The following is a 21311-nucleotide window of genomic DNA, read 5'->3' on the forward strand; positions in this document are numbered from 1 at the left end:
TTTAAAATACAAAACGCCCGATGAAGTACATCGAGCGTTTTAGTTAAAAAGTGTCAACCCATATCAGGACGGGTCAAGGGTCAGTTGGCGTTTAGATTCTAAACGCTCCCACGTGACGATCGAGTGTTCGCGATAGCTCCGCGAGTTGTTGACTTGATGCTTCTAGTTGCTCACTCGCCGTTAGCGCACTTTTCACTGAGTGGCTGACGGTATCCATGTTCATATTAATTTCGTTTGCTACCGTTGATTGCTGTTCTGTTGCGGTTGCTACTTGAGTATTGATATCTGAAATAGTCGTCACTTGTGCAGCTATTGCTTCTAAAGCCTGTCGAGCTAACTCAGTTTCTGCCGTTCCTTCTTCAATAAGAGTCTTACTATTACTCATTGAATTCACCGCACTTTGAGCTTCAGTTTGTAGCTGGTGAATCATATTGTCAATTTCATCGGTAGAATGAGCCGTTTTAGTCGCTAGGTTGCGAACTTCATCAGCGACTACTGCAAAACCTCGGCCAGCGTCACCAGCGCGTGCCGCTTCGATAGCCGCATTGAGAGCCAATAGATTGGTTTGCTCCGAAATACCTCTAATCACCTCTAGAATACTACCAATCGACTGAGTATTTTCAGCAAGACTCACGATAATGTTGGAAGTGCTGTTCATCTCGTTTTCAAGATTAGTCATCGCCGTTTTGGTTCTTTCTAGCGTCGTGTAGCCATCTTGCGCTTCATTACTTGCTGCACTCGCAGCATTTGCCGCCCCGGCAGCATTGGAGGCAATTTCATTGACCGTCGCAATCATTTCGTTCATGGATGTGACAACCAGCATGGTTTGCTCGTTCTGCTCTTGCCCTCTTGTGAGCGCTTGCTGAGATTGCCCACGCAAAGCGACAGCTGAACTATTAAGCTCCACACCAGTATTTACAACTTGTGTAATAATCTCATGTACTTTCCCAACAAAAACGTTGAAAGCAGAAGAAATTTGCGCGACTTCGTCATTACCTTTCGCTGGCAAACGAACGGTTAAGTCTCCGTCTCCTTTTGAGATGTCTTGTAGAGCGTCTTTAAGCGCAGAAAGCGGTCTCATCAGTTTATTTAGCAGAAGTGACAGAATCAAAACACACATAACGAAGATCGCCACCATAGAGATCAACTGGTAAGTAATAATTCCATTCGTCGCTTGGCTCACTTCGGTAATAGGAATACCAATATCAAAAGTACCGTATAACTGACCATCCACATAAATTGGTGCCATGATGTCAAACACCCATACTTTCTGTACATCGGCATACCACTTTGAGTACTGTTGAACACCTCTCGTCGCGCCTTCAACAGTATATTCATCGTTATAGGTTTTGTTCAGCTTGTGCTTATCACTGTGGGCTACTGCCGTTACGTTACGGTCAATTACAACGGCATAACTCACGTCTGAACGTTGTTTCAGCCCCTCAACAAGCGATTGTAAATCTTGCATTGGATTGGCTGAGTTCTCCAAAATATAACTCGCATTTCCCGCTAGAAACTCAGCTTGAACTTGGGATTTGTTTAAGATGATGTCATCGATTTTCTGACTCGAAATTAGGTACGTTGATGCCATACTCGTCACGACAGCAATACCAAACATGGCGCAGACTGCTAATAAGATGATTCTTTTCATTATAATTGTCTCAATACAATTCAATTGATGCTCATTAATCGAGCGCTAAGCCTTTCTTCTCCAAAACCAACCAAACTGCATTTTGGGTCTGTTTGGCAGAGCAAGACATAACTTTATAACTATGTATCTGCTTGGTTCCCGATTACTTTAGACAGAAGGAAAAAAAGTCTTCAAAACGTCACATTTCTACGAGGTTTGGCGAAGGGACGAGTACGCAAAAGGAAACGTTTGCATAGTTAAATTTAACTATGCGACCAAATTGGTATCGAACATTAAAGAAAAGAGTGCTAATTAGCGTTTTGCCGTCGGGAGCGCTGTGGTCAGTGCTCCCGTTTTATCATTTAGTATCTCAGGTTCAGATATTAGAGCCACAATCGCAGCGGTTGTAATCCGAGATGCTTGGTGAAGCGAGAATGACTTGGTTTGTAGATATGGCAGCGATGTCAGATCGAGTGATTCTCAATCAAGAATCGGCAGCAAAATATGCAAACCCAGGCATGAAGCCATTGCCCATAAAAAAGAAAGGAAAAAAATCTTTACCACAGAGTTTAACTTGTCAGCGATATGTATCCATGCATACCCATGTACAAACCAACTGCACTGATCAAGACGCCCGATAAGTAAGGAGCTCGACGTGCAACATCATTCAAACCGCTCCATTTAGATGTCGCTTTTTGCACGCCCACTGCTGCCACAACGCCAACAGCAACCAGAGTCAAGGCTAAGCCAATACTGAATGACACAACTAAAGTCGCACCAAGAGTCATTGCCTTAAGCTGCAAACAGATAAGCAAAACCGTTACCGCAGCAGGGCATGGAATCAAACCGCCCGTTAATCCAAACAGCAGAATTTGCCCATTCGTCACGTCTCGATTCTCAAAGCGTTTTTGAATGTCTAAAGCGTGAGCGCGTTCGTGAGCATCTTGATATTCCTTATCTTCGCTTTCTAAATGAGAACCAGAACGGAAATGTACATCAAAGTCATGGGTATGATCATGGTGCCCGATGATCAAAGTGACAGAAAGTCCATTAGAGACTTCAATGCAAGACGCCGATTCCAAGTATCCATCACGCTCTATAAAGTGATAGATATCAGCAGGTTGATAACCATCACTCGATACCGAAACCTTGATACCTTCAGCAGTTAAAGGTTTACCGCTGAGTGTTCGCAATTGGAAACGGTGATGCTCCCCTTCCTCTGTAATCGAAAGCGAAACATGCCCATGTCCTGTATCCACAACTTGCGTCGTCCAATCGCGAGCATGATCCTGAACTTTGTTCCAAGCTCGCTCATCGCTCCATGTCCGCCAAAACATCCATACGCCGGTTGTCACGATAATGACCCCAGAGATAAGTTGCATCCATGGTTCAGCCGCTTCAGCGGTGAATTTCTGGCTAATATACATCCCGCCAACAGCGATTAACCATACAATTGCAGTGTGAGAAAGTGTGGCAGCTAAACCCAGCATCACGGCTTGTTTGACCGTTCCTTTCACAGCGACAATGAACGCCGCCATCATCGTTTTAGAGTGCCCAGGTTCTAAACCATGCAAAGCGCCAAGCAAAATGGCACTGGGAATAAAGAACCACCCATTACCTTGTTGTAGTAACGCGACAAAATCCATTGTTGTTCTCTGTTGTTGATTCTAATTTATCGCAAACTATACTCCCCCCCAGTATTAAATACTACCCCCCAGTATAAATTGAGTGCTACATTATCAGTTAGAATAACTCGGCCCGTAACTTAAAGAAGATAAGACATGTCGCATACAACCAGAGATCAAAAGAAGCTCAACACTCGAGTCAGTAAAATACAGGGTCAGGTGAATGGACTTAAAAAAATGCTGGAAGAAGAGCATGAATGCCAAGATGTGTTGCAGCAGATTGCCGCTATTCGGGGAGCAGTAAATGGTTTGATGCGAGAAGTAATTAAAGGTCACTTACTTGAACACGTCGTACTTGAGGAAGACAAAACTCAACGTGAAAAAGATATGGAAGTCGTATTAAAAGTACTGGACTCTTATATAAAGTAACCCTACTTCGCTAGAGTAAAATCACTAGAGTTAAACTCGAATATATCCTTTATAGGTAATCGCTTACTAAGCGGGAAATAACAATTCCATTTCATATTGATTAAGTTGAAAACGGAACCTATATCGGTTCAAGTTAAATAGTTTATTTATAAGAACTAAAACGGCCCAAACATAGGGCCGTTCATACTATTAACAATCTCTAAACCATCTGATAAAAATACATGTTGTGATAGGTTTTTACTTTATGGAAGAGTACAAGTAAACCTTTATACCTCTTGTAATTCGACGTGCTTAGCGCTGTAAGATTTTGTAAATGCAACACACCCCAAAAGTACAGCAAGTGGTAACACGGGATCAAAGATTGAACCATGAGTTCCGAAGAATAAGTTAAGAATCATGACTAATGAACCACCAATAGCCCAAGCAATGGTTGTTGGAATAGTCCAAATAATGAGTTGTTTCTTAACCTCAGTCACCCCCATTAATCGATTAACAATATGGAATAGCGAGTCATTAAAGTAGCCAGCAAATAGAGATCCCATCGTAGCTGCCGTCGCTGCGAATAAAAGGTTCACGTCAGGAATATTCACTAAAACTGGGGCAGATATAGAAGCAGCGGTTATCATGGAGACTGTACCAGAGCCCTGAATAATACGAACTAACGTCGCAATAATAAATGGAATCATAACCGCAGAAATAGGAAGCCCTGCAACTTGGTTAGCAATCTCTGCGCCCGCACCCGTTTCACGCAATACGGCACCTAACGCGCCACCAGCTCCTGTTACTAGCAAAATGATGCCACAAGTGGAGATTCCTTGTTCCATCTTTTCATTCGCTTCTTCTTTGGTAAGGTTATTACCCAATGTGTAAACCGCTAGTAACGTCGCTATTGATAGTGCAATAGTAGGGCTGCCGATAAAAGCGATAAATTGACCAAATGTTGTTGCAGTCAGCCCTTCGAAACCGAAAGTCCCCTCTAATAAACCCATCACTGATTTCGCAAGTATAAGTAAAATAGGGATAATAATTGGAGCGATAGATTTACTTAAAGATGGTAGGTCTTTCGCTTCTTTACTTGCAATGTACTCTTTGTGATCATTAATCAGTTGCTCACTAGACTTCGAGAAATGTTCGGTTGGAATGAATTCAGGAAACTGCTTTTCTAACCATCTTGCATACCAAACAATACCCATGACACAAGGCGCTGCGATCATCAAACCAAAACCTAACATGCTGGCGAGATCGACACCAAAGATACCAGCAACGCCCAAAGGCCCTGGAGTCGGCGGAATAGCGTGATGTGCTACGACCAAGCCGCCCGCCAGAGCAACCGTAAGCGTTAAAATCGAGCGATTGGACGTTTTTGACAAAGACTTCGCAATTGGATAAAGAATGATAAGCGCGCTATCCACAAAGATTGGGATGCTAACAATATAGCCAGTTACAGCAAGAGCGGCCTCTTCTTTCTTTTTTCCTAACCACTTTATAAAATTATAGGCAATACTTTCTCCTGCTCCAGAAGCCTCTAAAATAGCCCCCATCATAACGCCGAGACCGATGACAATCCCTATACCGCCTAATGTTCCACCAAATCCTTTGCTAACGGTCGCAATCGTGTCGTCAACACTTAACCCACCAATAATACCTGCGATACATGCCGCAATTAACATCGCAATTAACACATGTACTTTTGTACGTAATACAAGAAAAACAAGGACTGATACGGCTACTATTAGTCCAATTACTGAGGTTGGTAACATTAGACAATCTCCATATTGTTAACAGAAATAAATTGTTGTAATACATCCTTGAAATTACTGTCTGCTTTAAATCCAAGCTCCAGTTCTTTAGTACAATCAATTTTTTGTGGCCAACTACTCACAATACGATCAATACCCGCATCATGCTCATAAGTAATATAATTAGAAAGTTGTTTACCCATTAGAGTGTCCATTGTTTGAATCATCTCAGCTGGTGTAGTTTGAATACCAGGTAAATTAAGCGTTCTATAGGACAGATTATTTAACTGCTCATAAGGCATTAGCCCTGCATATTGAATATTGTCCACCACTCTAGACGGACTCGATATCCAAAGTTTTAGCGTAGGGTCTACAGGACAATTTGATTCTTGAGCATTCAAAGGCTCACGAATAATTCCGCTTACGAAAGAGCTAGCGGCAAGGTTTGGTTTCCCAGGGCGAATACAAATAGTCGGTAAACGTACGGATACAGCTTTAACAAAGCCTTTACGGGCATAGTCGTTAACCAATAACTCACCTATGGCTTTTTGCGTCCCGTAGGATGACTGAGGATGAAGTGCTGTTATTGGTGTAATCGTTTCCGGAAGATCACCACCAAAGACAGCTAAAGATGAAGCAAACGTAAAACGAATATTAGGGTTTACTTTACGGCAACGCTCAAGCAATAACTGTGTGGTCGTCAGGTTTACAGCTACGCCTAAATCAAAATCTTGCTCAGCATGGCTCGATACAATTGCCGCTAAATGAAAAATGTGTGTCGTTTCGGCAGTAATAACTTGGTCTATATTTTCTCGCTTTGTCATATCCATGACTAAAGAAACGACTCGGTCATCAATGCCCTCTAAGCGCGACTTTTGAATGTCGACAATAGTAATACTTTCAGCTTTGTTTTCTTTTAGTAGTGATTTGGCAAGTAGGGTTCCGAGAAAACCCGCCCCTCCAGTTATGATAATATTCATAGTCACGACCCTTTGTTTTTGTAATTGGTTTCAAGTTATTTATGGATAGAAATTAAAATTGTTATAGGTATGGTTTAACCCAACTAAGGCCCAGCTGCGTGCTATGCCTTGGGTTGTATTCACAACCGATCCAGCCTTGGTAACCAGAGTCATCCAAAACATTGAATAGGTGTGGGTAATTCAGTTCGCCTTCCGATGGTTCGTGCCTTTCAGGCACAGAAGCAATTTGAATATGGCCTGTGTATGGCGCCACATCGCGAATCAACGTACTCAGATCACCGTCCATAATTTGTGCGTGATAGAGATCGAGCTGCAATTTCACGTTTGGACGAGCCACTTGTTTGATGAGTTCCACCGCTTCACGTTGATGTGCAACAAAGTAGTTCGGTACATCGCGATTGTTGAGTGGCTCAATCATCAGCTCAACACCATGTTCGGCAAACTTATCCGCTGCATAACGAATGTTTGAGATAAAGGTTTCAATATGCTGATCACGAGTGAAGCGTGAATCAACAATGCCAGACATAGCGTGAACCTTTTTACAGTTCAGTGCCTTGGCGTACATCAACGCAGTCTCGACGCTCGTTTTAAATTCATCCTCACGCCCCGGAATAGCTGCAAAACCTCGTTCACCTGCATCCCAATCACCTGGAGGCATGTTGAATAACGCTTGCTCAAAACCAAACTGCTGTATCTTGCTTGCTAGTTCTTGCGCTTCGAATGCGTATGGAAAAAGGTATTCCACCGCTTTGAAGCCCGCTTGGTGTGCTTTTTCGAAACGATCTAGAAAAGGAACTTCTGTGAATAACATTGTCAGATTTGCCGCGAATTTAGCCATTACTTACCTCTCCCTTTTAGGTCTTGAATCTCAGTATCCGTTAAATAGCGGATGTTGCTTTCTTTAAGAATGAACGCTAGCTTCGCTGTCTCTTCTAACTCTTCTGCGTTATCCACTGCATCTTCAAAGTCCGTACCCGTGATCACTGGACCATGGTTCGCCAGGAGGAAAGCTCTGTAGTCACTAGCCCGCTGCGCAAGTTCTTCAGCAATCTGAGGGTCGCCCGGGCGCAGGTACGGAATCACTGGCAGTTCGCCAATGCGCATTACAAAGTAAGGTGTAAAAGCTTTGATGGCATTCTCGCGATCTAGACCTTCAAGACAAGAAAGCGCCGTCAAGTAAGTAGAATGCAGATGCACAATCGCATTACACTTTGAGTTATTTCGATAAATCGCCAGATGAAAAGCCACTTCTTTTGATGGCTTTTCACCAGAGATATGGTTGCCATCAATATCCACAACCGAAAGCTCTTCAGCAATCAAGCGGCCGAACGAAGAACCAGTTGGCGTTGCCAGAAAGTGTCCATTAGGCAGTTTTAGAGAAAGGTTGCCAGCGCCGCCAGTCGCATAGCCACGTTCAAACATAGAGCGCGCCATAGTGACCATTTGCTCTCGCAGTTGTTGTTCTGTCATCAATTCTTTATTCATCACAACCTCACCTATTCAAAAAACGACTGTGCTTTGGCAAAGAAGTGTTCATCGCCGAAGTTGCCCGATTTCAGAGCCAAAGAAAGCTCGCCTTCAAGTGACTTCACCCAAGGTACACCTGGTGCGATTTGAGGACCGATATGAAAACCTTTTACGGCTAGGCTTTGGGTTACAACCCCTGAGGTTTCCCCACCCGCAACAATGAAATTTTTCACACCGTGCTGCTGAAGTTTGATTGCAAGTTGGCTAAAGAATTGTTCAACCGCGTGACTTGAAGCATGCGCGCCAAACTCTTGTTGAATCGCTTTTAACGCCGCTGCATCTGCGGTTGCGTAAACCAGTGGTGCGAACTCGCTTTCGATGTTGGTCATGACCCAATCAAACACTTGATTTGAGTAGTCTTCTTCCGTCAGACACGCCTTCACATCAATAGCAAAGTGTGGCGCTTTTTCTTTGTAAACAGCGACCTGTTGGTTGGTCATGACAGAACAAGATCCAGATAACACAACGGTTGGTGCCTTTTTAGGGTTCCCCTCTTGCTTCGCATCACTTTGATCTTCAAGGCTCTCTATCCAGTTCTTAGCAATACCCGCAGCCAAACCAGAACCACCAGTTACCAGTTTTAGAGACTTCGCCGCTTGGCCAAGTGTGACAAGATGCTCTGCATTGAATGCATCAACCACTGCGTAGCGGTTGCCTTGTACTTTTAGCTCTTCAAAGCGCTCAATTACCGCTTTTGGACCTTGTTCAATTATTTGGAAGTTCACCAGGCCAGATTTGCCTTGAGATTGAGCATCCATCATACGAACTAGGCTTGAATCAGTCATTGGTGTCACAGGGTGATTACGCATACCTGAGTCGCTTAGCAAGTCTTGGAATACAAATAGATGGCCGTTGAAAACTGTGCGACCATTCACTGGTAATGATGGGCAGACAATGGTGAACGCTTCACCTAGCTCTGCAAGCAGTGCATCCGTTACAGGACCAATGTTACCTTCTGCTGTGCTGTCAAACGTTGAGCAGTACTTGAAGTAAAACTGCTGACAGCCATTTGCTTGCAGCCACTTAAGCGCCGCTACTGAATCCTCGATTGCCTCATCTACAGGACAAGAGCGAGATTTAAGACTGATCACGACCGCATCTGCGTTTACATCAATCTCTTCTTTTGGAATACCGTTAAGCTGAACTGTGCGCATGCCGTTTTCTACAAGAAAACCTGCGATGTCTGTTGCGCCAGTAAAGTCGTCTGCGATAACGCCTAATAACATCATTTTTTCTCCGTTTTACGTGCGCTTATTTCTGTTTGTTTTCTACACCTGGAAGCTCAATACCATCAAAAATCTTGATAACGGCACTGTCGTCCTCCTGGCCAAAACCAGCATTGCTTGCACTCAAAAACATGTTTAGTGCTGTGCTTGATAGAGGAAGTGGAAATTTGAGATCTTTTGCTGTGTCCGATACGAGGTTTAGATCTTTCACAAAGATGTCGACCATAGATTTAGGGGAGTAGTCACCATCAACTACATGCTTCATGCGGTTCTCAAACATCCAAGAGTTACCCGCTGCATTCGTCACCACGTCGTACATCAGGTCAAGAGGAATGTTTGCACGTGCCGCTAATGCCATTGCTTCAGCACCAGCTGCGATATGAACACCTGCTAGCAATTGGTGGATAATCTTCACAGTTGCGCCTAGGCCAATCGCTTCACCGATGTTGTAGACCTTAGCTGCCGTTGCGTTGAGTACTGGTTCAAGTGCATCAAATGTGCTTTGCGCTCCCGACGCCATAATAGTCATCTCACCTAATTCTGCTTTTGCAGCACCACCAGATACCGGTGCATCAAGCATCACAAGATTGTGTTCTGCCAATTTCGCTTCAATTTGTTTTGCGTCTTCTGCTGAGATGGTTGCTGAAACCATTACTGGCGTATTCGGCTTAAGCACTTTAGCAAGACCGGTTTTGAACAAGACCGTGTTAACTTGAGCTGCGTTCACAACAAGAACTAGAACCGAATCAAGCTTATCTGCAAACTCAACTGCATTTGTAGAAACTGCTTTTGCACCGAATGAACCTAACTCTTCAAGCGCTTGAGAATTTAAATCGAAACCATAGACATCTAGGCCTGCACGCACACATGACTTTGCGGCGCCCATTCCCATAGAGCCTAAACCGATAACACCTACAGATTGAACTTCACTCATAAAAACAATGCCTTCTGGTCTATTAAACTTTGTTAATTCTTGTTTGGTTGATGTGATTATATGTGAAGATTAATACTAAGACCTCGCTTTGAATCACATTTTTTCACACAAATTAACAATATCGTGATATATACCTCTTTATGGGCAGAGATATTCCGAGCAGTTAACACAAGCGAAGGCTGTTCTTACAACGTTGAGAACATAATTCACAGATATTCACAACAAATGAAAAGATTGGTAGGATACTGAAAAACAAGAATATAGAAGTGAAACTATGATCCCAGCAGAACGTCAAAGAACCATATTATCCCTGTTATCACATCAAGAAGTGTTAAGCATTTCAGATTTAACCGACCACCTTGGCGTATCACATATGACCATTCGTCGTGATATCGTGAAGCTTGAATCCTCAGGTAAAGTCGTTTCTGTTTCTGGTGGAGTGCAACTCGCTCAAGCTCTACATTCCGAACTTTCCCATGATGCGAAGGTCGAGCAACAAGCGGATGAAAAAATTCAAATTGGTAAGCTGGCGGCTACGTTAATTGGTCAAGACGCTACGATTTACTTGGATGCGGGAACAACCTCTCTAGAAATCGCCCATCAAATAGCAAATCGTAATGATCTTTTAGTGATCACCAATGACTTCTCTATTGCTGCTTTCCTTATGACGCACAGTGAATGTGAGCTTTACCACACTGGGGGAAAAATTGACCGCGAGAACCAATCTACCATTGGAGGAAAAGTCGCAGAGTTCTTGAATGGGCTAAATATTGATATCGCCTTTATTTCGACTTCATCTTGGAGCTTGAAAGGCTTATCAACACCTAATGAAAATAAAGTTCTCGTTAAAAAAGCAATCATCAAGGCGGCACAAACCAATTATCTGATCTCAGACTCAACTAAATACGGTCAGATAGCGAGCTTTCATGCATTAGACATCGAGCAATTGGACGGAATTATTACCGATCGAAACCTATCCGAAGTGGTCACTCAAGAATTAACGGATAAAGGATTACGTGTGTATAAAGAGTAACACTACCTAAACATCTGAGTTCGCGTAACTTTTATACTCGTTAATTTATAGGTGCTTCCAATATACATAGACCGTGCTGTGTACTTTCTGGCAGAAAACACATCCTTTTGTTTTCTAAATTACCAAATTACTGATTACATCTGGGATATGGACGCTCACTTCACTTTATCGCTGCTCGTCACTTGTCATCAAAAATCAAATTCACCGCAATTGCCATCAAAACTAAGCCTGAGATTGGTAGCAAGACACCCAATGGTGAGCGCTCTATGTAAGGCAAGTTTTCCGCAATCAATAAGCCCCACTCAGGTTCTGGCGGCTTAACGCCAAGTCCGATAAAACTCAGAGAAGTCAGGCTGAGCGTAATGTAAGGCAAACGCAGAAACGCATGACGAATCAATGGCGGCAGCACATAAGGCAACAAGTAGTAACGGAGTACTCGCCACTGACTGGTTCCCCAAATGGGCGCAAGATGCGTGTAAGGCTGCGCTTTGGCTTCCATCAACAAACTTGCACAGTGCGCTGCTAATGGTGCCCATGACACCATAACAATCGCAATCAAGGCACTGTTTGGGTTCATTCCTGTTAGACCAGCAATCAGCAAACCCGCCACAATGTATGGCACACCTTTGGTGATCTCAATTAAGCCTTGGCTATAACGAGTCACGAAGCCGAGCAACAAACCAATCACCAAACTTAGGAACGTTGCGATGATGCCCATTTTGATTGTCGACATCATACCGCCGCCAACACGAGCAAGCAGATCTCGACCAACCGCATCGGCACCAAACGGGGCAGCTAAGCTTGGCGATTCAAGGCGGGTAAATTGGATGGTGTAAGGATCGCGCATTAACGCCCATCCCGCACAACCAATCAGCAAGGCAAAGATTGTCGCACTGACGATGCGTTTGGTGGTGCTTTGGGTAAAACGGAACGTACTGTGACTGCTGATCAGCTTGCCACTTGTGACACTGTGCCCGAGTAACCAGCGTTGCAATAAGATGCTCGCACTGCTGATCAACATCGAGAACACCAGCAACACCAACAAGCCACCTTGCAGCATCGGCAGATCTTGTGACTTCGCCGCGCCTAAGATTAGTCGTCCGATACCCGGAATGGAAAACACTTGCTCCACAGCAACCGCGCCGCCGGTTAAACCGATCACCGTCATTGCGATTTGAGGAATCAAGTTACTAACAGCACGCCACAAGGCAAAGCGTAATATTTGAAACTTACTGACGTTCGCCGATAGCCAACTGATCACCCAAGGCTCATCTAGTACACGCTTGAGGCTGTCATTGAGCAAGCGCCCAAACAAGCCAGCAGCAGGCAATGCCATTGCCAAACTTGGTAGCCAGAGGTTTTGCACGCCTTGCCAACCATAAGGCGGGAACCAGCCCAACCAAATGGAAAACACCATGATCAGCAACGAAGCAATCACGTATTCAGGCAGTGAGACCAACACCGAACTGAGCGTGTCATGATGTTTGTCTAAACGATTCTGTTGCCAACGACGCACAGTGTAAAGGACGCTCGCCATACACATTACAAATGCCATAACTAACGCTGTAAGCATCAGTAATAGCGACGTTTTTGCGGTTTGTTGAACGCTCTCCATCACGGATGCGCCGCTCACCCAAGAGACACCTAAGTCTCCTTGCATGGCAAGCGTCAGCCAATCCCACAATCGCTCAGCAGCGCTGCGGTCAAGTTGAAGATCTTCTCGAATTGCTTGCAGAGCTTCTGCCGTCAGCAATTGTTGAGCACCCGCACGAGCACGGAGGATTGATTGGCTTGGGTCGATACCGGCAATATCCGGCATCAAACCCACCAGCACAACCACTACCCCGAGTGACAGGAAGCGCGACAAAAAACGCGTAAACCATTCAGGCATACAAGCGCTCCAACGAGAACGCATGTTGGCAACAGACGACATCGAGTTAGTTCACCTCAGTAAACTGGTCGATCAGGCGACGCTCACGTGGGTCACGTTGTGCATTCTTCACGCGATCACTCTCACCTTGGATTACACGCTCGTGAAGCAGTGGAATCACAGCGTATTGCTCAAGGATTTTGCTTTCTGCTTCGATGATCGCTTGTTGGCGTTTCTCACCCAAAGGTTGACGATCAGCGTGTTTCAATGCTGCGTCCACTTCTTCAGAGCAGAACTGACCTAGGTTGTAAGAACCTTTACAGCTAAAGTCACTTTGCATGTACGCCACTGGATCGCCAGAATCCAGCACCGTTGCACGTGACAACAAGAACGCATCGAACTTACCTGCTAGTGCATCGTTTTCGATTTGTGCGTATTCACGAACGTCTAGCTCAACCACAAAGCCAGCCGCTTCAAGTTGTTGCTTTAGCAGCACCGCTACTTCTGGCAACTCAGCACGGTCGGTAAATGTACCGATGGTGATCTTCTCACCGTTCGCGTGGCGCATTTCCATGGTTTCCATACGAGGGTTCGCATCACGAATTGGTTGAGCCCATGCCAATGCTGGACCTAACAGACCTTTTGCAGAATCGGCGTGGTTCTCGTAAACCGTTTTGATGATTTGCTCACGGTTAACCGCTTGAGCCGCTGCTTTACGCAAACCGAACTGGCTAAACACATCTGATTTGTTGTTTAGGTAAAGCGTGTTGGTACGTGGCATTGCGACTTCGTGCAGCTGTGAAGATTCCATCATCGCGATTTGCGAAACAGGAACGGCTTCAACGACATCCGCCTCACCGGTACGTAGTGCTGCAGCACGAGCAAAACCGTTTGGTACGTATTCAGCAAAGATACTGTCTACTTTTGCTTTTTCGCCCCAGTAACCGTCAAAACGCTTCAATTTAGCGCTGGTTGTACCGTTGATTTCTGTCAGAACGAATGGACCGGTACCCGCATTAATTGGCACAACACGACCGTTTTCTTGATATGCAGCACCAGAAAGGATCGCTAGCTGTGGGCTAGAAAGACGGCTTGGCAACAGTGGATCGTTAAAGGTCGTTTTGATTTCAACAGTGAAGTCGTCCAATGCGCGAACTTGCCATTCGATACCGTCCAAGATGCGTGGTTTAGGTGCGGCATCTAATGCTTTTTGCAGAGAGTTCACAACCGCGTTGGCATCAAGGTCAGAACCATCGTGGAATTTCACGCCCTTACGTACCGTAAATTGCCACGTCATCGGGTCAACTTGTTCCCATTCCGTTGCCAGCATAGGCTCTGCTATCGACTGATCGTTGAGGTTCACTAGCGTTTCTGCCGTGCTCCAACGTGACAGTTTGAACGCGTCATCTGAAAGTGGTGACAAACCTGTGCGTGGTGGTTGCATCATGGCGACGCGAATTTCCGTTGCTTGCGGTGCGGCTGCTTTTTCCGCTTCTGGCTTGCTTTCGCCAGAGTCAAAACAACCCGTCAGCAGTGCGCTTAAAGCCAGCGACAAAGCTAACTTGGGAGTACTAAGGTGCATAAGAAACCTCTCCAATGGTTTTTGTGAATTCATTACTTTTGTGTTGAGCGCTCATCAAGGCTCTCGTGATCAAGTGCGATGGGTTATTTGTCACGTTCTGTGCTGTGCCGTGCTCGACAACGCGTCCTTTGTCTAACACTAGGATTTCATCGCATAGGGTTTGTGCCGCATCGAGGTCATGTGTCACCAAAATCAGACGCATCTGACGATTCTTTTGAATGCCTGCCAACAAGTCGAGAATCTGTTTACGACTGACGGGATCTAGGCTGCTGGTTGGCTCATCGGCAACCAATACGCAAGGCTCAACAATCAAAGCTCTGGCGATAGCCACACGTTGGGCTTGCCCAACTGATAATTGCTGCGGGTTACGATCCAACAATGTGAGATCCAAACCGACATCCGCCAACACCTTTTCCCCCCTCTCGTTGAGCTCTTGCGTCAAACCAATGTTGCTCAAAGGTTCCAGTAAAATCTGGCGAACGGTGTAATAAGGATTCAAGCTCGATTGCGGCTCTTGTGGGATCAGCTGAATGTGCTGACACAACTCTTGTCGCTGCTTAGCCGAGCTACGCGATAACGGATAACCACACACATACACTTCACCAGATGTGGGCTTACGAAGACCGAACAGAAGCTCAATCAAGGTCGATTTACCCGCACCAGAAGGACCAACAATCGCAATGTTCTTTGTGTCGATAGCAAGATCCAATTGTTCAAGCGCTTTAAACGGTTTGCCCCCTAACCAACTTGGTTTGGAGTAATAGTGAACACTGGCTTGCTCAAAGCGAACTTCCGCCGATTTAGGCTGCGTGTGCCCGCTCAAGTTGTGCTTAGTCAAAATAGGCTCCAGAGATGAGGTTAAGGCAGCAGTTGCGCAAGTTGTTGGCAGAAAGGATGCGAACTTTGCTGAATGGCTTGCCATGGTGCGCCATAAGCCACCATGGTGTTGTCCGCAATCACCAAAACTTTGTCACACGCCAAAGCCGCAGATAGATCGTGCGTGATCAACAAACCACTGATGTTGCGTTGCTGAACACTGCTGCGGAACAACTCAAGGATCTCCGCTTCGGTGATTGGATCGAGCGCACTGGTGGGCTCATCCGCGATGATCAAGTTGGCACTACCAAGCAAGGCGATCGCAATACAAATACGCTGGCGCTGACCACCAGATAGCTGGCTTGGATGCTGCGCCAATGCTGCTTTTGGATCTGCAAATCCGAGTTGAGACAACAAGGTCGTCACCGTTTCTCGGTTTGCTGAAGACAAGCGTGTTTTGTTGCCCGTCAATGCCAAACACAGTTGTTGCTCGACAGACGCCAATGGATTCAGCGCTTTAAGTGCATCTTGGAAAATGACCGCGGGACGCTGGGATTGACTCCGTTGCAGCATGGCAGTTTGTGCGACTTCACTGCTGTTAAGCTGGATACTTCCGTCTACCCAAATATCTGACGGCAAAAAACCTGCGACGGCTTTCGACAACATGGATTTACCGATACCGGAAGGTCCCATAATGGCAAGAACTTCACCTTGAAACAGCTCAAAAGAAATGTCTTTGAAGAGTGTGCGTTCTGAGTCTGTAAGGCTGAGATTATTAACGGAGAGTATTGGTTGAGAAATCACGGCATCAAACTAAATGTAATAATATAACATCACAAATAATATCATGCGGGTTAAAGCAAGGAAACCAGTCGGAAAGGTTATTTCATCACCTTTTTCAGATTTATCAGCAAGGGCAGATGGCTCCACCCTTGTGATAAGAACATCTAATTTAGGTCATTTGTGACAGTGTGTATTAAAGACACTTTTGTTTAACTTGACCGAGGTATCGAAACAAGAAGACAAAGCGCCCAACGTAGAACAAAGTGAATGCCAGCCACAAACCGTGATTGCCCCAATATTGCACCGCAATAAATTGGGTCACTAAGAACAGCACCATGGTTAGAAAGGTAGAGTTACGCACTGGTCGCGTCGTCCCTGTACCGGTAAAGATGCCGTAAAACGTAAGACCAAAACCAGCAACCAACGGGAATGCCAATAACCAAGGGCTCATGTCTAGATACAGCTCAACAAGGTTTGGCAAAGTGGTAAATAACGACACCACTTGATGTCTGAACAGCACTAACAGCAAGGTCAAGACAACAACGAACGCCGCGGTCCATTGCGTGTTTAGCTTAATCACGTTATCAAGCAATGTCGGATTCTTCTGCCCTACCGCTTTACCTGCAAAGACGCTCGACGCATTCGCCACACCGTCGAACATGTAGCTGACGATAAAGGTCACTTGCATCAAGATTGCGTTCGCAGCGAGCACATCAGAACCTAGTTGAGAGCCTACACGCGCCATCATGTTGAAGAACACCAGTAGACATACTGTACGAAGCAGCAGATCTATATTGGAAGACGCAATGACTTTGAGATCTTTACGCGTCATTTTCGCGGTCTGAATGTAATCAAACAGTGGGAAGCGGCAGGTTTTCAACACCAGCACCGCACCAATAACAAATGTCGAGATTTGTGCGATAAGTGTCGCCACCGCAACGCCAGCAATGCCCATATCGAAGTACAACACAAAGACGATATCCAGCACGATGTTCAGCACGTTACCAAACACTTGTGTGAACAAGGTTTCTTTGGCTTTCGCCTGCCCCATCAACCAACCAATCACGGTGTAGTTCAGAAGTACAAATGGCGCACCAAAGATCATGATATCGAAGTAAATCTTAGCGTTTTCGGCCACGACTGCATCAGGGGAGATAATCAGCTCTGCCCCCATCCAAATCACGGACTGCAACGCAATGAAAATCAAGCCAAGGCAGAGCGAAAGCACGAAAGGACGCAATAAGCTGCTCGCTTGATCTTCTGGGCTATTTTTACCTAATGCGATTGCACTTTGCCCGGTAGTACTGACGCGGAAGAAGCCAAACAGCCAATACAAGGTATTCATGATGACGGTGCCGATCGCTACACCACCAATCATCTCAGCCACACCGAGTTTACCGATCACCGCGGTGTCCACCGCCCCCAATAATGGTTGGGTTACCGTAGAAACGATGAAAGGAAATGCGATTTTAAAATAGTCTTTATGAGTCAGGGACATCTTAAATTATGAACAGGATTAATTTTTATAAGGTCGCTATCATATGCGAATGGCGCCCGAACATGAACCAAAGTTCGCCAGCAAGGAATAGCATTGATAATTGATACAACCGGCAAACGTATCCTCATATCAAAGCTTGAAATAGAATAACGACTTATGAGAAAAGCCAAGTTAACTGCATATAAATGAGTTTCTAGTTTGGAAAGATTGGCGTTTGGTGGAGCATGGCAGATCAGAATGTATCTGCCATGTCATAACGGTAGTGATTGGTGAAAAGAGACCGTACAGATGATATTTAATGCTTGTGGGTTTCATCTGACAATGTTTAGGTCGATACCAAGCCTTATGTTCTGTAAAGCACCTTTACAACATGCCAACCGAACTTGGTTTTAACTAGATGCGGCGTTAACACTTCGCCAGAAAAGCACACTTTGTCGAATTGAGGTACCATTTGACCACGGCGGAATTCACCAAGGTCACCACCGCGTTTGCCTGACGGGCAAGTTGAATACTTCTTCGCTAATGTCTGAAACTTTGCGCCTTTTTTCAGTTGCTTGATTATGTCTTCCGCTTGCTCTTTGTGCTTCACAAGAATATGTAATGCGGCTGCTGTATTTGCCATTGATCTATCTCTCACTATTCTGGTCGCGCAAGTGTACCCAATCCTTTTTAACAGACCAAACATTTCTTAATAATAGCTCAGCGGTAAAGGCCCAAATACACGAGGAATATAAAATCGTCTACATAATGAGTTTAAAATACAAACAAGTTTTGCTCAGTTAATCACTATTCTCTAAAAGATTGTCTAAAAAGCTCACATTTGTCTCTCCGATGGTTGAAGCCTTCGTCTGATAAGATTAGATTAGACACAATTCGGTGGTATTTATAAGGTTATTTTCATGGCAAAAGTCGTTAGCAAAGCGAATCAATCTCAGGGCATGTTGATGTTTAAGCTCACCCTGCAACAGAGTTTCGCTATCGGTACGCTAAAAGTCCGTGAAATCGTCCCATACATGCCAACGACGAAGATCCCTTACTCGCATCATCACGTCATTGGAACCGTTACGATACGTAACTTAACAGTACCAGTGATCGATATGTCAGCGGCTGTTGGCTTTCGTCCTATAAGTGAAGAAGAATATAAAAGCTGCTACTTGATCGTGACAGATTGCTTGCGAACCGTGGTTGCTTTTATGGTTCGTAGTATAGAGAAGATCATTGAGTGCGATTGGAAAGCTATTGAAACGCCACCTCCGAGCGCTGGAAAAAATATTTTCGTGACTGGAATTACTCGCTACGAGGACAAAACTGTTCAAATGCTGGATGTGGAACTGCTACTTTCCAAAATTTATCCGCAGTACGAGAATTCAAAGATACCAATGCTGACAGATATTGAGCGAGAACGCCTAAAAGCACTCAGTATTCTATTGGTGGATGACTCTTCCATCGCTCGTAAACAGCTGTGTGACGCACTCGATAGCATCAATATTGGGTATCAAATCTGTAAAAATGGTTTAGATGCATTGGAACTGATGAAAAGTGACGCTGCGGCTCATCGCCCAATTGATATTCTGGTCAGCGATATTGAAATGCCCGGATTAGACGGTTATGAGTTAGCATTTGAAGTTCAGAATAATTCCTCTCTGAACCATTCATACCGCATTTTACACACATCGTTATCGAGCGAAATCTGTGTAGACAGAGCTCACCAAGTTGGCGCGCATGAGGCACTTGAGAAATTCAATGCAGGAGAACTAATCGAAGCGATGCTTCGCGGAGCAAAAGAGCTAGAAGCCAAAGCTATGACTTCTTAACTCTTATTGGACGAGTTGATTTGAGAATATAATGCAGTGCTTGTCCTACCCCTGATGCTCACATCCGCTAATTTCTCAGCTCACTTCTTTGGCATCGCGTAACTACGAGAAACGAATTCCGTCTCTTTGACTTGATGAGTATGATTAATATAAGAAGCTAGGCTGTAAAGTACATTCGCTAATAAGTTCGCGTATCGAAACAAAATAGGTGCGGGCTGCTTCTTACCTGTATGTTCAACGGCAACTAATGCTCGTACCGTTTTTTTAGCTTGGCAACGGCACAAATGCAATTGACTGGCTGCCGGGTGTCCTCCGGGTAGAACAAAGCCTTTGAAGCCACCATCAATGCGTTGCTTGAGCAAAGCATAATCGGCCTTTAACTCTTCAACTTCCGTCTCTGTAATCGCTAATTTTCCGCGAACCGAACCATTTAGATGATAAACATTAGGCTGTATTCTTGTCAGTATATCACGGCTAAACTCGTCCAACTCCATAGCGAGAACAAGGCCAATACGACTACAAAGTTCATCTGCTGTAATTTCAAAGTCACAAACCGGACTGTCCTCGTAAATAAACGGATAGCAAATCTCGCTCAATTCCTTGCTTACAGGTTTCATGCTTTTGTTCCAATATAAAAAGGGAGTCAGTATAACCTAACTCCCTTTAAACGTTCATTATGCCAAATGATCGACATTCATATGATCGGTTTACAATCAGGCACTTTCGACTTTCTTGTGACCTTCTTGAAGGTGAACAAAATCTACTAAATCATCACCAGACACTTGATACGCCTGACCAAAACCTTTAACAAATAGCCCCGATTCTGGCTTTAAGTTGAACAAAACGAAATCCTCTAGCTGGCTTAGACCATCAATAATCTCACCAAAACGCTCTTTCATTTGTCCAACAACTTGTTGCCACATCTCTGTGTCTCGCTCAACTACATTTGCTACCGCATCAAAAGTTAAGCGCTTACGAGCAAACAACTGCTTTGAAGACTCTTCATCTTCAATCATCATCAATGAAACATTTGGATTTTCTAAAAGGTTACGGGCATGACGAGCGATTTTAGAAATGAGAACGAAATAACCTTCCTGGTTTTGGACATAAGGCGCGTAGCTTACATTCGGGCGACCTTCTGCATCGACAGTTGCAAGCTGAAGTGTACGGCGCTCCTGACGGAACTCTTTGATCTCTGGCCCTAAACGACCTTGCAAACGCTCTTGTTTAACTTGTTGATCCATATTGATACCTGACTTTACTAATTAGTATTCGAGTTAAGCCTCGATTATGTTTGTGATTACTTTTTTAATTCGGCTTGTAGGGCGCGAAATGCGGTGGCTTGCTCTTCAATCAACTCGCGCTTTTCGTTACGGCCTAAATAAACCTTGAAAATATTGCTTCCGCACTCTGAGAAAAAACCAAAATAGTGACTCTCTCTACCCATAAACGGTTTACTGACTAATGCGACATTTTTAACGTTATCTAATTTAAGGTGGCCGTGCAGTTCACCTTCTCTACCCATTAAATTGTAATAGCCACGCGCCACTTTTCCTTTTGGAAACGGCGCTTTAACTTCAAAGATAGAACCAAAAGAGTGGACGATGGTCGTCACCGGGCCAAAACCAACCAAACTTTCTAAGATGCTTTGCGCTTGCTCTCCTGGTGCAATAGCCACCATTTCCTGAGGTAGAGCCGCAACAACCTCAAACTCGGAAATGCCAAGACGCTCTGCCATCGCAGCTGGCAATAATTGTGGTTCTTGCTCTAGTAATACTTCAACTTGTTGCTTGATTGATTCCATTGTGTCTTCCGTTTTTGTTCA

General features: G+C 44.7%; 20 protein-coding genes. 3 read left to right on the forward strand and 17 right to left on the reverse strand.

Annotated features, from left to right (window positions below; all coding sequences use genetic code 11):
* Window positions 1-91 precede the first annotated feature (91 nt).
* On the reverse strand, window positions 92-1651 hold the full coding sequence (locus R8N47_RS22225; RefSeq protein WP_213914027.1) for a methyl-accepting chemotaxis protein: 1560 nt from the start codon (window positions 1649-1651) through the stop codon (window positions 92-94).
* Between the two features lie 548 nt (window positions 1652-2199).
* On the reverse strand, window positions 2200-3276 hold the full coding sequence (locus R8N47_RS22230; RefSeq protein WP_064354561.1) for a nickel/cobalt efflux protein RcnA: 1077 nt from the start codon (window positions 3274-3276) through the stop codon (window positions 2200-2202).
* Window positions 3277-3411: 135 nt separating this feature from the next.
* Between R8N47_RS22230 and rcnR the strand changes: the two genes are divergently transcribed.
* Complete coding sequence (gene rcnR / locus R8N47_RS22235; RefSeq protein ID WP_005375370.1) at window positions 3412-3684, forward strand: Ni(II)/Co(II)-binding transcriptional repressor RcnR; 273 nt, start codon at window positions 3412-3414, stop codon at window positions 3682-3684.
* A gap of 266 nt (window positions 3685-3950) precedes the next feature.
* Here rcnR and R8N47_RS22240 read toward each other — a convergent pair whose 3' ends face one another.
* From R8N47_RS22240 to ltnD, 6 genes are all read right to left on the reverse strand, one after another.
* Entirely contained in the window at window positions 3951-5444 is a 1494-nt protein-coding gene (locus R8N47_RS22240; protein WP_053307868.1) for a GntP family permease, read from the reverse strand.
* Window positions 5444-6403, reverse strand: a complete 960-nt coding sequence (gene denD, locus R8N47_RS22245) for a D-erythronate dehydrogenase (protein ID WP_017635260.1) — start codon at window positions 6401-6403, stop codon at window positions 5444-5446. The genes R8N47_RS22240 and denD overlap by 1 nt, the downstream gene beginning before the upstream one ends.
* A gap of 61 nt (window positions 6404-6464) precedes the next feature.
* Window positions 6465-7241: a 2-oxo-tetronate isomerase gene (otnI, locus tag R8N47_RS22250; RefSeq protein WP_005375365.1), complete on the reverse strand. Its 777-nt coding sequence runs from the start codon at window positions 7239-7241 to the stop codon at window positions 6465-6467.
* Window positions 7241-7888, reverse strand: coding sequence for an aldolase (locus R8N47_RS22255; protein WP_195723059.1), 648 nt, complete (start codon window positions 7886-7888; stop codon window positions 7241-7243). Before R8N47_RS22255 ends, otnI begins: the two co-directional genes overlap by 1 nt.
* 11 nt (window positions 7889-7899) lie before the next feature.
* Window positions 7900-9156 carry a 3-oxo-tetronate kinase gene (gene otnK, locus R8N47_RS22260; protein ID WP_031777204.1) on the reverse strand — a complete coding sequence of 419 codons (1257 nt, stop codon included), beginning with the start codon at window positions 9154-9156 and terminating at the stop codon, window positions 7900-7902.
* Between the two features lie 25 nt (window positions 9157-9181).
* The gene (ltnD, locus tag R8N47_RS22265) at window positions 9182-10090 is read right to left on the reverse strand and encodes an L-threonate dehydrogenase (protein WP_064354560.1); all 909 of its coding nucleotides are present in this window, start codon (window positions 10088-10090) and stop codon (window positions 9182-9184) included.
* A 274-nt stretch (window positions 10091-10364) separates the two neighbouring features.
* Here ltnD and R8N47_RS22270 point away from each other — a divergent pair, with 274 nt between their 5' ends.
* Complete coding sequence (locus tag R8N47_RS22270) at window positions 10365-11123, forward strand: DeoR/GlpR family DNA-binding transcription regulator (RefSeq protein ID WP_005375354.1); 759 nt, start codon at window positions 10365-10367, stop codon at window positions 11121-11123.
* A gap of 178 nt (window positions 11124-11301) precedes the next feature.
* On the opposite strand, the gene R8N47_RS22275 is transcribed toward R8N47_RS22270, so the two are convergent.
* From R8N47_RS22275 to ppiC, 6 genes are all read right to left on the reverse strand, one after another.
* Window positions 11302-13056: an ABC transporter permease subunit gene (locus tag R8N47_RS22275; RefSeq protein ID WP_081248205.1), complete on the reverse strand. Its 1755-nt coding sequence runs from the start codon at window positions 13054-13056 to the stop codon at window positions 11302-11304.
* A 4-nt stretch (window positions 13057-13060) separates the two neighbouring features.
* Window positions 13061-14575, reverse strand: a complete 1515-nt coding sequence (locus tag R8N47_RS22280) for an ABC transporter substrate-binding protein (protein WP_064354559.1) — start codon at window positions 14573-14575, stop codon at window positions 13061-13063.
* Window positions 14565-15413 (reverse strand): ABC transporter ATP-binding protein, encoded by an 849-nt coding sequence (locus R8N47_RS22285; protein ID WP_064354558.1) that lies wholly within the window; start codon window positions 15411-15413, stop codon window positions 14565-14567. The genes R8N47_RS22280 and R8N47_RS22285 overlap by 11 nt, the downstream gene beginning before the upstream one ends.
* A 20-nt stretch (window positions 15414-15433) precedes the next feature.
* A complete protein-coding gene (locus tag R8N47_RS22290; protein WP_079401269.1) occupies window positions 15434-16195 on the reverse strand; it encodes an ATP-binding cassette domain-containing protein in 762 nt (253 codons plus the stop codon).
* A 172-nt stretch (window positions 16196-16367) separates the two neighbouring features.
* Window positions 16368-17672, reverse strand: a complete 1305-nt coding sequence (locus R8N47_RS22295; RefSeq protein WP_064354557.1) for an MATE family efflux transporter — start codon at window positions 17670-17672, stop codon at window positions 16368-16370.
* A 343-nt stretch (window positions 17673-18015) separates the two neighbouring features.
* Complete coding sequence (gene ppiC / locus R8N47_RS22300; protein ID WP_080276970.1) at window positions 18016-18357, reverse strand: peptidylprolyl isomerase PpiC; 342 nt, start codon at window positions 18355-18357, stop codon at window positions 18016-18018.
* A 214-nt stretch (window positions 18358-18571) separates the two neighbouring features.
* Between ppiC and R8N47_RS22305 the strand changes: the two genes are divergently transcribed.
* Complete coding sequence (locus R8N47_RS22305) at window positions 18572-19486, forward strand: chemotaxis protein (protein WP_005385059.1); 915 nt, start codon at window positions 18572-18574, stop codon at window positions 19484-19486.
* An 80-nt stretch (window positions 19487-19566) separates the two neighbouring features.
* Here R8N47_RS22305 and R8N47_RS22310 read toward each other — a convergent pair whose 3' ends face one another.
* The 3 genes from R8N47_RS22310 to hutX form a co-directional block, all read right to left on the reverse strand.
* Window positions 19567-20103 carry an ATP:cob(I)alamin adenosyltransferase gene (locus R8N47_RS22310; protein WP_042521559.1) on the reverse strand — a complete coding sequence of 179 codons (537 nt, stop codon included), beginning with the start codon at window positions 20101-20103 and terminating at the stop codon, window positions 19567-19569.
* A gap of 96 nt (window positions 20104-20199) precedes the next feature.
* Window positions 20200-20730: a heme utilization protein HutZ gene (gene hutZ, locus R8N47_RS22315; RefSeq protein ID WP_005375331.1), complete on the reverse strand. Its 531-nt coding sequence runs from the start codon at window positions 20728-20730 to the stop codon at window positions 20200-20202.
* Window positions 20731-20786: 56 nt separating this feature from the next.
* A complete protein-coding gene (gene hutX / locus R8N47_RS22320; protein ID WP_064354556.1) occupies window positions 20787-21290 on the reverse strand; it encodes a heme utilization cystosolic carrier protein HutX in 504 nt (167 codons plus the stop codon).
* Window positions 21291-21311: the final 21 nt, after the last annotated feature.

The organism is Vibrio sp. 2132-1 (genome assembly GCF_033344315.1).